This window comes from Rhodobaculum claviforme (assembly GCF_016653255.1).
In the GTDB taxonomy this organism is placed as follows: Bacteria; Pseudomonadota; Alphaproteobacteria; order Rhodobacterales; family Rhodobacteraceae; genus Rhodobaculum; species Rhodobaculum claviforme.
Genome location: NZ_NHSD01000303.1, coordinates 1 through 12,163, shown reverse-complemented (window position 1 = coordinate 12,163; position 12,163 = coordinate 1). Strand labels below are relative to the sequence as shown.

Annotated in this window: 10 protein-coding genes and 1 tRNA gene; 5 read left to right on the top strand and 6 right to left on the bottom strand. The window is 70.8% G+C overall.

Features of this window, described 5'->3' with window-relative positions; translation table 11 throughout:
- Positions 1 to 594, bottom strand: a 594-nt coding sequence (locus CCR87_RS14165; RefSeq protein ID WP_201158189.1) for a class I SAM-dependent methyltransferase, incomplete at its 3' end; no start/stop codon positions are given.
- A gap of 70 nt (positions 595 to 664) precedes the next feature.
- Between CCR87_RS14165 and gloB the strand changes: the two genes are divergently transcribed.
- Both gloB and clpA read left to right on the top strand, forming a co-directional pair.
- A complete protein-coding gene (gene gloB / locus CCR87_RS14160; protein WP_201158188.1) occupies positions 665 to 1,417 on the top strand; it encodes a hydroxyacylglutathione hydrolase in 753 nt (250 codons plus the stop codon).
- Positions 1,418 to 1,601: 184 nt separating this feature from the next.
- Positions 1,602 to 3,923: an ATP-dependent Clp protease ATP-binding subunit ClpA gene (gene clpA, locus CCR87_RS14155; RefSeq protein WP_201158187.1), complete on the top strand. Its 2,322-nt coding sequence runs from the start codon at positions 1,602 to 1,604 to the stop codon at positions 3,921 to 3,923.
- Positions 3,924 to 4,040: 117 nt separating this feature from the next.
- Here clpA and CCR87_RS14150 read toward each other — a convergent pair whose 3' ends face one another.
- Positions 4,041 to 4,604: an exonuclease domain-containing protein gene (locus CCR87_RS14150; RefSeq protein ID WP_338048934.1), complete on the bottom strand. Its 564-nt coding sequence runs from the start codon at positions 4,602 to 4,604 to the stop codon at positions 4,041 to 4,043.
- A 317-nt stretch (positions 4,605 to 4,921) separates the two neighbouring features.
- Between CCR87_RS14150 and CCR87_RS14145 the strand changes: the two genes are divergently transcribed.
- Positions 4,922 to 6,451, top strand: a complete 1,530-nt coding sequence (locus tag CCR87_RS14145; RefSeq protein WP_201158185.1) for a tannase/feruloyl esterase family alpha/beta hydrolase — start codon at positions 4,922 to 4,924, stop codon at positions 6,449 to 6,451.
- A gap of 228 nt (positions 6,452 to 6,679) precedes the next feature.
- Here CCR87_RS14145 and CCR87_RS14140 read toward each other — a convergent pair whose 3' ends face one another.
- From CCR87_RS14140 to CCR87_RS14130, 3 genes are all read right to left on the bottom strand, one after another.
- Positions 6,680 to 7,054, bottom strand: a complete 375-nt coding sequence (locus tag CCR87_RS14140) for a hypothetical protein (RefSeq protein ID WP_201158184.1) — start codon at positions 7,052 to 7,054, stop codon at positions 6,680 to 6,682.
- Positions 7,055 to 7,159: 105 nt separating this feature from the next.
- Complete coding sequence (locus CCR87_RS14135) at positions 7,160 to 8,470, bottom strand: short-chain fatty acid transporter (RefSeq protein ID WP_201158183.1); 1,311 nt, start codon at positions 8,468 to 8,470, stop codon at positions 7,160 to 7,162.
- A gap of 318 nt (positions 8,471 to 8,788) precedes the next feature.
- Positions 8,789 to 8,865 (bottom strand) — tRNA-Pro (locus CCR87_RS14130).
- Positions 8,866 to 9,008: 143 nt separating this feature from the next.
- On the opposite strand from CCR87_RS14130, the gene CCR87_RS14125 reads away from it, so the two are divergent.
- Positions 9,009 to 10,661 (top strand): Na/Pi cotransporter family protein, encoded by a 1,653-nt coding sequence (locus CCR87_RS14125; protein ID WP_201158182.1) that lies wholly within the window; start codon positions 9,009 to 9,011, stop codon positions 10,659 to 10,661.
- 66 nt (positions 10,662 to 10,727) lie between these two features.
- Here the strand turns inward: CCR87_RS14125 and CCR87_RS14120 are convergent, their stop codons facing one another.
- Positions 10,728 to 11,030: a DUF6525 family protein gene (locus CCR87_RS14120; RefSeq protein ID WP_242512033.1), complete on the bottom strand. Its 303-nt coding sequence runs from the start codon at positions 11,028 to 11,030 to the stop codon at positions 10,728 to 10,730.
- 240 nt (positions 11,031 to 11,270) lie between these two features.
- On the opposite strand from CCR87_RS14120, the gene accD reads away from it, so the two are divergent.
- Positions 11,271 to 12,163 (top strand): acetyl-CoA carboxylase, carboxyltransferase subunit beta (gene accD / locus CCR87_RS14115; protein ID WP_201158181.1); only part of this gene is annotated, 893 nt, incomplete at its 3' end.

Here is a 12,163-nt window from a genome sequence, read left to right as displayed (position 1 = left end):
CCCCACCCCTTCCCAGAAGTCCGAGGTCCGCAGCCAGAATCCCCGCCCCGCCGGCGGGGCATAGAGCGCCGCCAGATGCCGCTCGGGCACGAAGTCGTAGCCGCGCACCAGTGCCTCGATCTGACCCAGAGAGTAGGTCCGCCCCTGGCCGAACGGGGTCGCATCACGCTGCGCCCACAGGCCCCGGCGGTTGGGCACCACGAACAGCGCCCGCCCACCGTCGGCCAGCACCCGGTGCGCCTCGCGCAGGACATATGTCTGGTGGTCCGAGGTCTCCAGCCCGTGCAGCAGCACCAGCCGGTCCACCGACCCGGCGTTGAGGGGCCAGCGCCCCTCCTCGCACAGGACCGAGACGTTGGGCATGCCCGCGGGCCACGGCATCACCCCCTGCTGGGCGGGCATCAGACCGATCACCCGGCGCGCCTGGCCCAGATAGGGCCGCAACAGCGGCTGCGCAAAGCCATAGCCCGCCACCGTCATCCCCGCCGCACTGGGCCACAGCGACAGCATCTGTCCGCGCACGGCACGCTGCACCGCCCGGCCCAGGCCGGTGCGATAGTAGAAGTCGCGCAGCTCCATCACGTCGAGATGCATTGCACGGCCCCCCGGCCCCGGGCGACAGTGACGCCCGACACCCAACATAACCGCCAAGGAGCGAAACGCCATGCCCCTGCAGGTCGTCACCGTCCCGTGCCGCACCGACAACTTCGCCTTCCTCGCCCATGACCCGGCCACCGGGGCCACGGCGGTGGTCGACGTCCCCGAGGCCGCGCCGATCCTTGCGGCGCTCGCCGACCGCGGCTGGCGGGCCACCGACGTCCTGCTGACCCACCACCACCCCGACCATGTGGAGGGGCTGGCCGCGCTGCTGGCGGGGCTGGAGGCGCCGGTGACGGTGACAGGGGCCGCGGCGGATGCGCACCGGCTGCCGCCGCTGGACCGGGCCGTGGCCCCGGGCGACAGCGTGGCGGTGGGCGCGGCGCGCGGCACGGTGCTGGATGTGTCGGGCCATACCGTGGGGCATGTGGCCTTCGTCTTCGATGGCGCGGCCTTCACCGGCGACAGCCTGATGGCGCTGGGTTGCGGGCGGTTGTTCGAGGGCGACGCGGCCATGATGTGGGACAGCCTGTCACGGCTGCGCGCGCTGCCCGGCGACACGCGAATCCTGTCGGGGCACGACTACCTCGACGGCAACCTCGCCTTTGCGCAGTCGGTGGAGCCGGGCAACACCGCCGCCGCCGAGCGTGTCGCCCGCGCCCGCAGCACTGGCGCGGAGGCCGTGCACGTCACCCTGGAGGAGGAGCGCGCCACCAACCCCTTCCTGCGGCCCGAGGCGCTGGCATCCGCGCTGGGCATGGACGGACGCCCCGCGGCCGAGGTGTTTGCCGAGCTGCGCCGCCGCAAGGACCGCTTCTGATGCGCGCCCGCCCGCCCGGCCCGCACGCCATTTTGGCAGGCACCCGGGGGGCGGCGACGCGGTGTCGCGAAACGCTTTGAAAAAAAGACTTGAAGCGCGGCGGATTCCACCGAAGTTTAATACTTGAGGCTCACGGTCGGAGCTGGGCTCATCCCCGTCCCGACCCATGGTAAGGGAGCACGTCGTGCCGTCATTCTCATCCACGCTGGAGCAGGCCATTCACGGGGCCCTCGCGCTGGCGAACGCCCGCCGCCACGAACTCGCGACGCTGGAGCATCTCCTGCTGTCGCTCATCGACGAGCCCGACTCAGCCAAAGTCATGCGTGCGTGCAACGTCGACCTCGATCAGCTGCGCAAGACGCTGGTGGAGTTCATCGACGACGACCTGGCCAATCTGGTGACCGACATCGAAGGCTCGGAGGCGGTGCCCACCGCCGCCTTCCAGCGCGTGATCCAGCGCGCCGCGATCCACGTCCAGTCCTCGGGCCGGTCCGAGGTCACGGGCGCCAACGTGCTGGTCGCGATCTTTGCCGAGCGCGAGTCGAACGCGGCGTATTTCCTGCAGGAGCAGGACATGACCCGCTACGACGCCGTGAATTTCATCGCCCACGGTGTCGCCAAGAACCCCAACTTCTCCGAGTCGCGCCCCGTCAGCGGCGCAACCGAGGAGCAGGCCCAGGGCCAGGCCCAGGAAACCGCCGAGAACCGCGATTCCGCGCTGGCGAAATACTGCGTGGACCTCAACAACAAGTCGCTCAAGGGCGACGTGGACCCGCTGATCGGCCGCGTGTCCGAGGTGGAGCGCTGCATCCAGGTGCTGTGCCGTCGGCGCAAGAACAACCCGCTGCTGGTGGGCGACCCCGGCGTGGGCAAGACCGCCATCGCCGAAGGCCTCGCGCTCAAGATCGTGCGGGGTGAGACGCCGGACGTTCTGGCCGGGGCCACGATCTATTCGCTCGACATGGGCGCGCTGCTCGCCGGCACCCGCTATCGCGGCGATTTCGAGGAGCGGCTGAAGGCCGTGGTGAAGGAGCTCGAGGAGCACCCCGACGCCATCCTCTTCATCGACGAGATCCACACGGTGATCGGCGCGGGCGCGACCTCGGGCGGGGCGATGGATGCCTCCAACCTGCTGAAACCCGCGCTTCAGGGCGGCAAGCTGCGCTGCATGGGCTCCACCACCTACAAGGAGTACCGCCAGCACTTCGAGAAGGACCGCGCGCTGTCGCGCCGGTTCCAGAAGATCGACGTGAACGAGCCGACCGTGGACGACACGGTCAAGATCGTCATGGGCCTCAAGCCCTATTTCGAGAAGCACCACGACATCCGCTACACCAACGACGCGATCAAGGTCGCGGTGGAGCTGTCGGCGCGCTACATCAACGACCGCAAGCTGCCCGACAAGGCCATCGACGTCATCGACGAGGCCGGCGCGGCGCAGCATCTGCTGAGCGACTCCAAACGCCGCAAGACCATCTCGCCCAAGGAGATCGAGGCGGTGGTGGCCAAGATCGCCCGCATTCCGCCCAAGAACGTCACCAAGGACGACGCGGAGGTGCTGCGCAACCTGGAGGCCGACCTCAAGCGCGCGGTCTTCGGACAGGACGCCGCGGTGGAGACGCTGTCGGCCGCGATCAAGCTGTCGCGCGCCGGCCTTCGGGAGCCGGAAAAGCCGGTGGGCAACTACCTGTTCGCCGGCCCCACCGGCGTCGGCAAGACCGAGGTCGCCAAGCAGCTCGCCGCTACGCTGGGGGTGGAACTGCTGCGCTTCGACATGTCGGAGTACATGGAGAAGCACGCGGTCAGCCGCCTGATCGGCGCCCCTCCGGGCTATGTTGGCTTCGACCAGGGCGGGCTGCTGACCGATGGTGTCGACCAGCATCCGCATTGCGTGCTGCTGCTGGACGAGATGGAAAAGGCCCATCCGGACGTCTACAACATCCTGCTGCAGGTGATGGACCACGGCTCGCTGACGGATCACAACGGCCGCAAGGTCAACTTCCGCAACGTGATCCTGATCATGACCTCCAACGCGGGCGCGGCCGAACAGGCGAAATCCGCCATCGGCTTCGGCCGTGACCGGCGCGAGGGCGAGGATACGGCGGCGATCGAGCGGACCTTCACGCCGGAGTTCCGCAACCGCCTCGATGCCGTCGTCAGCTTCGCGCCGCTGCCGCGCAGCGTGATCCTGCGGGTGGTGGAGAAGTTCGTCCTCCAGCTGGAGGCGCAGCTGATGGACCGCAACGTCACCATCGAGCTGACGCCCGAGGCCGCGCAGTGGCTGGGCGACAAGGGCTACGACGACAAGATGGGCGCCCGCCCGCTGGCCCGCGTCATCCAGGAGCACGTCAAGAAGCCGCTGGCCGAGGAGCTGTTGTTCGGCCGCCTGATGAAGGGCGGGCTGGTGCGCGTCGACCTCAAGGACGACAAGATCGACCTGACGATCTCGGAGCCGCAGGCCCCGCAACTGTCGGGCAACCGTCCTCCGCTGCTGACGGCGGAATGACCCTTGCCGCCGGGCGCCCCGCGCCCGGCGGTCGCCCTCTGGTGCGCACAGGTGCGCCGGGGGCAGCATCGGCCGGAATGGCCGCATGACGGACCCGAGGTCACCCGCCGGACCGCATCAGGCCTCGGGGTGGCGTGCCTCCCGTCCGATCAACACCTCGAATGGCATCCGCAGATGTGCCTCGGCGTGCAGGACGACCAGCGCCGCCGCGCGCGCATCCTCGCCCGCGTCGTGATGATCGAATGTCAGGCCCAGAACCTTCCGCAGGTTTCCCAGCCCGTGTCCGCCGTTGCCCTTCAGCTCCGGCCACGCCCGCCGCGCGATGCGGACGCTGTCGGACCAGCGCAGGGCAGGCACCTCGATCCCGCACCCGGCACAGGCCGCAGCGATCGCCCGGCTGTCGAACCCACTGTGCTGCACCAGGCAATGGCGCGACAGCAGCGGCAGCAGATCCGCAAGGACCTCGGCAAAGCGGGGCGCATCACGGACATGGCCGGGTCCGATGCCGTGCAGCCGGGTGTTGAACGGATCGAATCGCGTCCCCGGGTTCACCAGTGTGGAGTAGGTTTCGATGCGGTTATCGGCCGCCACGCAGGCAATGCCGATCTGGCAGATGCTGGCCGCGTCGCCACAGGCGGTCTCGACGTCAAGCGCGATGAAACGGAAGTCACCGACCGGCACCGCCGGGGCATGCCGGCGGACCCGGTCGGCCCCGCCCGGCGCGGGCCCCGCGTCGCCCCTGCGAGGCGGCGCGCCCCCTGTCGACCGGGGACCGTCGTGCCGATCCTGCCTGAAGTGCACCATCCCTCCCCCCGCGCCACCCGCCATCCCCGGCACCATGGGGGGTCCCGGGGCGCGCGGCAACCGGTTCGCACCCGCGCCAAGGGTCACGCCCCCTCGGCGGCGTCGGGAAAATGCGCGATGCCCGCACGCGCGGCTTGCCTCAGTGCCCCCGGGGGCCGAGACTTCGGCCAGGGAGTCGACCCAGGGAGGAACCCATGACAACCCGCCGCGCCGCCGTTCCGGTGGCCATCGCCCTTGCCCTCGCCACACCCGCCGCGGCCGAGGAAAGCTGCCGCGCGCTTGCCGATCTTCGGATCAACGACGTGAGCCACCTGTCGGCCGTCCCCGTCGCCGCCACCGGGGACCTGCCCGCGTTCTGCGCCGTGCGGGGCCAGATCCGCCCCGCGATCAGCTTCGAGATCCGCCTGCCCGAGGACTGGAACGGGGGCCTGTACATGGCCGGTTGCGGGGGCTTCTGCGGCCAGCTCCTGTCGGACGCGCCGGGTTTCGTCAACGCCATGAACCACGGGCTGCGGCGGGGCTATGCCGCGGCCACCATGGACGGCGGGCATTGGGGCAGCAGTTCCATCGACGCGCGCTGGGCGCATCATGACCGCCTGGCCGAGGTCGACTGGGGCGACCGGGCCGTGCGCGAGACCGCCCGCCTGGCCCGGACCGTGACCGAGACCTTCTACGGGGACGCGCCCAGCCCGCGGATCTTTGCCGGATGCTCCACCGGCGGGCGGCAGGCGCAGATGCTGGCGCTGCGCGACCCTGATCTGTTCGACGGCATCCTCAACGGGGCGCCGGCGATGAACTACACCGATCTGGTGGGCAGCTGGATGGCCAGCGTGGTGCAGGCCAACACCGGGCCCGACGGGGGCCGCATCATCGGGCCAGGCGACGTCGCCCTGATCCGCGACCATGTCCTGGCGCAGTGCGATGCCGCCGACGGGCTGGAGGACGGGCTGATCTCGACCCCCGACGCCTGCACCGTGGACTGGGCGCCGATCGCCTGCGAGGCGGGCACCAATGCGCCCTGCCTGTCGGCGGAGCAGGTCGACACGCTGACGGCCTGGACCGAGACCGGCGCGGTCACCTCGGCCGGCGAGCGGCTCTATCCCGCCACGGTTCCGCTGGGCTCGGAGGCGTTCTGGGGCCTGTGGCTGACCGGGTTCGAGGGCGGCGGCGGCGCCCTCGTGCCGCTGTTCAACCAGGGCTTCCTGCGGTTCATGGCCTTCCGCGAGGACCCCGGCGAAAGCTTCGGGTCACTGGATTTCGATTTTGACACCCACCCCGCAGACCTTGCCTTCATGGCCGCGATCTACAACGCCGATACGCCCGACCTGAGCGGCTTTGCCGAGGCCGGGGGCCGGATGATCACCTGGCACGGGCTGGCCGACGCCATCGTGCCCCACGGCAAGACCGTGGACTGGTTCGAGCGGCTGCACGCCACCCATGGCGACGGGCTGGAGGCGGTCAACCGGTTGTTCCTGATCCCCGGCATGGACCATTGCGGCATCCAGCCCGGGCCGGGCATCACCGCGGCCGGCTTCGACCCGCTGACCGCGCTGGAGGACTGGCTGGAGACCGGCACCGCGCCCGAGACGCTGGCCATCACCCGGCACGACGCCGACGGCAATGTGGACTGGTCGCGCCCGGTCTGCGCCTGGCCCGCGCGCACCGCCCATGACGGCAGCGGCGACTGGCGCAGCCCCGACAGCTTCGCCTGCGTCACCGACTGAGGCAAACAACCCCGCCCCGGCCGCCACATCGGCGGCCGGAGCACCCCCGCGCGTCCGGGGAGCATCGCCGCAAGGGTCTGGGCGGACCCCGCCGCTGTCGCAGGATCGCCGTCCCCTGTGCCGACCGCAGTGGGGACGGCTGCACGGACTGGGGCGTGCGGGCGCACCGGACGGTCCACCCGGGTGCGGGACGCATGCGGCGTCCGCGCTGTGGGATCCCGCACGAGATCAGCGGTCCTCGACCTCGATCCGGTCGGCGATGTCGGGCGCGACCAGACCGGCATGCAGCGTCAGCAGCACAAGGCGCGCGTCGAAGGTGTCGCCGGCGGCAATGGCGGCCTCCAGCCGGGCATCGGCGCGATCACCGGCGCCGGGGCCGTTCGCCTCGGCAAAGGTCTCGGGACCCAGGATGCAGTACGCCAGCAGTTCGGCCGTGGCGGCGTGGGCGGGTGTCGCCCCCGCCACCGCGCCCTTGCGCAGCCGCAGCACGGTCAGCTTCACCGCCTCGGGCACCAGGATCGGATGCACGCCGCACCCCCGCAGCGCGTCATCGAGGGCATTGAGATCGGCCGACCGACCGAAGAGAGAGAAAAGGCGCAGCATCCACACCTCCTGGCTGGACCGGCCGGGCATGCGCCGGCCGTTGCGGTGGCCGGGCGCGTCCGGCCGCGGCCCGCCGACCCCGAGCGCCACACCGGCCGTCTCCGGTCAGAGGACGACCAGAAGCGTGCTCACGACGGCGCCGGTGATGACCAGGTGGATCAGGCAGAAGCCCATGATGTCCTTGGCCTTCAGCCCCGCGATCGCCAGCATCGGCAAGGCCCAGAACGGTTGCAGCAGGTTGGTCCAGGCATCGCCCCAGGCCACCGCCATCGCCACCCGCGCCACATCGGCGCCCAGCGCCTCGGCGGCCGGAAGCATCACCGGCGCCTGCACCGCCCACTGACCGCCCCCCGAGGGCACGAACAGGTTCACGATCCCGGCGCTGATGAAGGTCCAGAACGGCAGCGTGGTCGCGGTCGAGATTGACACGAACCACTCCGACATGCTCTGCGCCAGCCCCGACTGTGTCATGATCGCCATGATCCCGGCATAGAACGGGAACTGGATCACGATCCCGGCGCCGCCCTTCACCGCCTCCTGCAACGCATTGAGCAGGTTGCGCGCGGTCCCATGCAGCACGATCCCAAGCATCAGGAACAGATAGTTCACGATGTTGAGGTTCAGCCCCCCGTCACGCACGGCAAAGTAGTACACCAGATAGACCAGCCCCGGGACCCCCACAAGCCACATCAGCAGGCGGCTGTTTTCCAGATGCTCGGCCGGGCGCGAGGGCACGAAGCTGTCGGGCAGCTTGTCGTCCAGCTGCTCGGGGGTGACATGGACGCTGTCGCCCGGACGCGGCACCATCAGCCAGTTAACCAGCGGGATCACCACGAAAAGGACCGCCACGATGGTCAGGTTGAACCCGGCAAAGATGGTGTCGGCGGTGCCGATGATGCCGATCCGGTCTTCGGTGAAGTGCCCGGGCGTGGCGATGGTCAGCGGGATGGAGCCCGCCAGCCCCGCGTGCCAGATCACGAAGCCCGAATAGGCCGCGGCGATCAGCAGCCGGTAGTCGACGCGGACCAGCCGGGCGACCTCGCGGGCGAACAGCGCGCCCACCACCAGCCCGAAGCCCCAGTTGACCCAGGACGCCACCAGCGACACCACCGTCACCAGCACGATGGCCCCACCGGGCGATTTCGCCAGCCCCGCAAGCGCCGCAAGCGCCCTCCTGACCGGCGGCGACGAGGCCAGGATGAAGCCCGTGACCAGCACCAGAAGCATCTGCATCGAGAACGTCAGCAGCCCCCAGAAGCCATCGCCCCAGATCTCGATGACCTGCAGGGGGCCGGTGCCTTCGAACACGATGGCCGCGGCCGCCGAGACCAGCGTCAGGATCAGGACGAAGATGAACGGATCGGGCAGAAACCGATCCATCAGCGCCACCGCCGGGCGCGAAAGCGTGCGCAACATGGAAGACTCCCCTTCTGTCTGGCCCTGTCTCTGGCGCTGTGCCTGGCCTTGCTTCTGATGCGCGGCGACGCACGGCCCCATGAACAGGCCCCGCGGACAGGCCGGGTGGACAGGCTGGCGCCCGGCCTCATGGGCACACACCCACCCGCCCGTCGGCGGTCCGTCCCGCGCGGAAGTGGGGTATCCTCCGAAGGAGGGGGGGCGGTCAACCTCTGCCCCCTCACGGGGCTGTGGCCACCGCGACGGCGATCAGCCAACCCCGACGCCAGGGTCGCGCCCTGCGCAACCGACGAGCTTGCGGGTCCATGTCCGAAGAAATGGTCGGAGTGAGAGGATTCGAACCTCCGGCCCCTGCCTCCCGAAGACAGTGCTCTACCAGGCTGAGCTACACTCCGACGAAGCGCGGCGTAGCGGGTTGTCAGGGACAATGCAAGCGGACAATCGCAGCGGCGCGACCGTACCGGACGGCGGGGCCGGATGGGGCGGAGGTCCTCGGGGGTTCTTGCGCAGGGCGCGCGCGGCGGGCCATTGTCGGGCCATGGTGACGGAAGCGGTTCTCAATCTGCTCGGCGGCGTCGGGCTGTTCCTGTTCGGGATGCACACGATGACCGCGGCCCTGCGCGAGCTGGCCGGGACGCGCATGCGCGCGCTTCTGGCACGGTTCACGCGCACGCCGCTGTCGGGCGCGCTGACAGGGGCGGCGACGACGGCGGTGATCCAGTCCTCCAGCGCCACGATGGTGATGACAGTGGGCTTTGTCGGCGCGGGACTGCTGAGCTTCCGGCAGGCGCTCGGCATCCTCTATGGCGCCAGCGTGGGGACGACATTCACCGGCTGGCTGCTGCTGGTGCTGGGCTTCAAGCTGCCGCTGGGGACGCTGGCGCTGCCGCTGGTGTTCATGGCCAGCCTGGCGGCGCTGCTGGGAAGGCCGGTGATGGCGCGCGCGGGGCGCGGGGTGGCGGGGTTTGCGCTGGTGTTCATCGGGCTCGACCTGATGCAGCTGGCGATGGCCGGGGCGCAGGGGCATGTCACCCCGGCCGATTTCCCCGAGGCGACGCTGGCCGGGCGCATCGCGCTGATCGGGATCGGGGTGGCGATCACGATGGTGACGCAAAGCTCCAGCGCGGGGGTGGCGGCGGCGCTGGTCTTGCTGGCGGGCCAGGCCGTCACCTTCGAGCAGGCCGCCGCCATGGTCATCGGCATGCACATCGGCACCACCTTCACGGCCTTTCTGGCGGCGATCGGCGGCACCCGCGCGGTGCAGCAGACGGCGGTGGCCAATGTGGTCTATCACCTCGCAGGAGCGGGGGTGGCGCTGCCGCTGATCGATGTGGTGGGCGCGCTGCTGCCCCCCGGTGGCGCGGTGGGGGACGCGCAGCTGGCGCTGGTGATGTTCCACACCGGCTTCAACCTGGCGGCGGCGGCGGTGGCGCTGCCGCTGACCGGGGCGTTGGCGGAGGCGATCGCGCGGCTGATGCCCGAGGCCGCCGACACCACCCCCGCCGCCCGGCTGGACCCGCGCCTGCTGGATGACCCGGGCGCCGCGCTGGATGTCGCCGGCGCCGTCCTGAACGAGACCACCCAGGAGGTGTTCACCGCCCTCGCGGGGGCGCTGCACGAGGGCGCGCCCCCCGCGCCGCTGGTGGCCGCGACCGCGCGCGCGCAAGGCGACCTTGGCACCGTGCAGGAGTTCATGGCCCGCATCCAGATCCCCGAGGGGCGCGAGGCGCAGATCGAGCGGCTGGCGGGCCAGCTCCATCAGCTCGATCACCTGCGGCGGCTGACCACCCGCTGCGCCGAGGCGGCGCGGCTGCGCATGGTCCTGCGCGAGCGGCGCCTGGCGCGGGCGGTGACGCTGCTGCGGGGGTGCCTTCTGCGCCACGGCACGCATGGCGGCGCCCACCCCCCCGGGGCACGACTCGCGCGGCTGGAGGCCCGGCTGGCCCGGCAGGAGGCACGCGCGCGCCACAGCACGCTGCGCCATCCCCCCTACCGAATGGGTCTGACGGTGGCCGAGGTGGTGCAGCTCACCGACGCGCTGCGCTGGATGCGACGGACCACCAACCACGCACAGCGAATCGTGCATTACAGCGCCCTGACGGCCCGGGGCCCAGCCGATCCGTCGCCCGATCCGGCCCCCGATCCGCGCCCCGACCCCCGGCAGGACCCGCAGGCCGCACCTGCACCCTGATCCGTGGCACCTTGATCCGTGGCACCCTGATCCGTGGCGCCCTGATCCGTGGCGCCCCGATCCGTGTCAGGCGTGCGGGCCATCCCCGGCGGTGGGGCGGGGGACAAGGGAATCGCGCGCCAGCGTCCGCGCCTCGGCCGCGTCCATGCGGGCACGGGCGGCGGCGGGATCGCCGGTGTCGGCCAGCGCACGGCGCCACAACCGCAACGCGCTGCGCGGGCTCCATGGCAGGGCCGCGCCATGCAGCCAGGCACGCAGGTCGGGCGGCAACCGGTCAAAGGCGCGCATCGGCGCCTCGGCCGGGCGGCGTGGCAGGCGCGTGGCGAGGTTGCGTCCCCCCGTCCCGCGCCGGGACCGGAGCGGGGCCATCACGCCGCCACCCGGCGCCCGACGCGGAAGTTCCGCACGGGGTTCGGACGCGTGGTGCGTCCAGCGCCCGGGACCCCGGACGACACGATGACGATACAGCGGGTATCGGCGGGCATTGCGGCACCTGCTCGTTATGTTATCTTATAACTATCCTTGCGTCGGACCGCAGGCAAGCCCCGCCGGTTGCGTTCGCCCGCGCCGGAGCCTACATCCCCGCGAGCAACGCGGGGCGCGCAGACCATGAACTGGATCACCAACTACGTCCGGCCGACGATCAACTCGCTGTTCTCGCGGCGCGAGATGCCCGAGAACCTGTGGGTCAAATGTCCGGCCTGCGGGACGATGCTGTTCCACCGGGAACTGACGAACAACTTGCAGGTCTGCACATCGTGCGGGCACCACATGTCGATCACCCCGCGCGAACGCTTCGCGCAGCTGTTCGACAACGGCCTTTACGCCGAGGTGCCGGTGCCCGAGGCGCTGGCCGACCCCCTGCATTTCCGCGACCAGAAGAAATATCCCGACCGCCTGCGCGCGGCCCAGAAATCCACCGGCGAGCGGGAGGCGATGCTGGTGGTCGAGGGCGAGGTCTGCCGCACCCCCATCGTGGCTGCGGCACAGGACTTCGGCTTCATGGGCGGCTCGATGGGGATGCATGTCGGCAACGCCATCATCGCGGCGTGCGAGCGTGCGACCGAGCTGCGCCGCCCGCTGGTGCTGTTCGCCGCCGCCGGTGGGGCGCGGATGCAGGAGGGGATCCTGTCGCTGATGCAGATGCCCCGCACGACGGTGGCGGTGCAGATGCTGCGCGACGCGGGGCTGCCCTATGTGGTGGTGCTGACGCATCCCACCACCGGGGGCGTGACCGCGTCCTATGCCATGCTGGGCGATGTGCAGATCGCAGAACCCGGCGCGCTGATCTGTTTCGCAGGCCCCCGCGTGATCGAGCAGACCATCCGCGAGACCCTGCCCGAGGGCTTCCAGCGCGCCGAATACCTGCTGGACCACGGGATGCTGGACCGTGTCACCCCGCGCAAGGCCCTGCGCGAGGAGCTCGTGGTGATCCTGCGCATGCTGACCGGCCAGCCGCCGGCGGTCTGGGGCGAATTGCCGCCCCCCGGCCCCGCCCCCGA

Coding starts and splice junctions, on each gene's coding strand:
- gloB (WP_201158188.1), top strand. CDS start 665: ATGCCCCTGCAGGTCGTCACCGTCCCGTGCCGCACCGACAACTTCGCC.
- CCR87_RS14145 (WP_201158185.1), top strand. CDS start 4,922: ATGACAACCCGCCGCGCCGCCGTTCCGGTGGCCATCGCCCTTGCCCTC.
- CCR87_RS14140 (WP_201158184.1), bottom strand. CDS start 7,054: ATGCTGCGCCTTTTCTCTCTCTTCGGTCGGTCGGCCGATCTCAATGCC.
- CCR87_RS14135 (WP_201158183.1), bottom strand. CDS start 8,470: ATGTTGCGCACGCTTTCGCGCCCGGCGGTGGCGCTGATGGATCGGTTT.
- CCR87_RS14125 (WP_201158182.1), top strand. CDS start 9,009: ATGGTGACGGAAGCGGTTCTCAATCTGCTCGGCGGCGTCGGGCTGTTC.
- CCR87_RS14120 (WP_242512033.1), bottom strand. CDS start 11,030: ATGGCCCCGCTCCGGTCCCGGCGCGGGACGGGGGGACGCAACCTCGCC.